Genomic DNA, 1,781 nt, shown 5'->3' on the forward strand with positions numbered 1-1,781 from the left:
CGCAAGGCCTTGGGGCGAGAGGCCCATCGCCAGCACACTCGCCTCAGCCCGGGGGAGAAGAAGAACCGCAAGCGCATGGCCACTGTGGTCTCGGTCTACGAGGTGCAGCCTTGACCTTCGTACTCCGGAGCAGATCCTGGCCACCGAGGCAAAGCCCGAGCAGAGACGGCCGCCGGTGTTGAGCAAGCGCACCTGGCCCGACTTCCGCTATTCAGGGTCTGGGCGAGCATAAGTCCCTGATCCTCCGAAGAGCGTCCCCAAAGGTCGGCACTACACGAGGGTCGGTGCCGGGGTGCTGACGCGGGCTTCCGCGGGTGCGGAGATCTTGGGTGGTGGCTGGTCGGGAAGGGACAGTTGCAGGAGCTGCAACAGCAGTATCTGGTCCTGGTCGGGTTGGGTGTAGCGCGAAAGCACCAGGTGGCGGCCGTCGGTGGTCGGCAGATGCACGTCCACCATCTGCATTGCCGCCAGCTTCTCGAGCACCGCCCGCGGGGTCAGCCCTGGCGCCAGGACCCGCAGGCGCTGCTTGAGGGTGACCTGCAGGCAATAAGCGAGGAAGGCAACGAAGATGTGTGCCTCGATGCGGTGGTCGAGTTGGTGATAGACCGGGCGCACGGCGAGGTCGTGCTTGAGCTCCTTGAACGCCTGCTCGACCTCGGTGAGCTGGATGTAATACTGCCAAAGCGTAGCGGGATCTTCGGCGGTCAGGTTCGACCGCAGCAGGTAGTGGCCCTCACGTCGGCGTGCCATGCGCAGCTTGTGCCGGTTCAGCCGGAAGGAGAAATTCTGCGTGGTTACTCCCGCGCTAGGTTGAGGGAGCGTGATCTCCACCAGCGCATAGGCACGCCCCGCCTCTTTCTTCGCCGCGCCGAGCTTCATCAGGAGCTGATCGCGCGTGAGGCGCTGCGCCTGAAGCTGGTGCAGGCGCGCCCAGAGCCGCTTCAGGCGCCGCCGCCGCATGCTGCGCTCCTTGTGCACCCGGTCGTGGCTGCGCGCGAGCACGTAGAGCTCCTCAGGTTGCTCGAGCAGCTTGACATCCACCGACGGGCGCACCTGCGTCCAGGGTTTGGGGAGAAACTCGCGCTCAAGTTTACTCAATCGCCCCTTGGGGGTGCCGACGAGATAGCGAACGGGGGTCACACTGGCACGCATCTGCGCGAGCGTCTCTTCGGTGGGGATACCGCGATCCATAACCCAGATACGCTCGGAGCGCCCGTAGAGGATCTCAATCTTGGCGAGAAAGTCCGCCAATGTGGTCTTGTCGGCGGTGTTGCCGGCCATGACCTCATAGGTGAGCGGCAAGCCCTCGGGGGTGACGATGAGTGCGATCACCACCTGCACGCAGTCCGCTCGTTTGTCACGGCTGTAGCCGAACTGGCGCAGGCCCTCCCCGGGCGGCACGCACTCGAAATAGGTGCTGGTCAGATCGTAGAGCAAGACCTCAAAGCGTGCCCCGAACAGCGTCTGCCAGCGCCCCTTCAGAAACGCGAACAGACCGTCCTTGTGGGGCAGCAGCTTGTCGAGACAGCGGTACAGCGTGTCGCTTTGTGCCACACTGAAATCCTCGCCCAACAGGTCGCCCATGGCGCTCTGGGCAAACCACTGCCGATGCAAGCGCCATTCGCTGCCCGGGTCGATCAGGCGGTAGCACACCAGGGTCTTCAGCACGTTCAGCCAACGCGTGCCCTTGCGCGATGGCGGGAGCTTCTTGGCCCAGTATGCGTCGAGCGCGATCTGCTCCCACAGCTGCAGAGCGAGCCAACAAGCACCCCATTGGCGCG

The 1,781-nt window shown here is 64.4% G+C and carries 1 protein-coding gene and 1 pseudogene; one reads left to right on the forward strand and one right to left on the reverse strand.

Annotation, left to right across the window (positions count from 1 at the left end):
• Positions 1–196: pseudogene (locus WB402_RS13775) on the forward strand (ISKra4 family transposase); the annotation flags it as partial.
• 74 nt (positions 197–270) lie between these two features.
• On the opposite strand, the gene WB402_RS13780 reads toward WB402_RS13775, so the two are convergent.
• A partial coding sequence (locus tag WB402_RS13780; protein ID WP_424208816.1) for an IS1634 family transposase occupies positions 271–1,781 on the reverse strand: 1,511 nt, incomplete at its 5' end.

Origin of the sequence: Sulfuricaulis sp. (genome assembly GCF_049587675.1) — a bacterium.
Lineage (GTDB): Bacteria > Pseudomonadota > Gammaproteobacteria > Acidiferrobacterales > Sulfurifustaceae > Sulfuricaulis.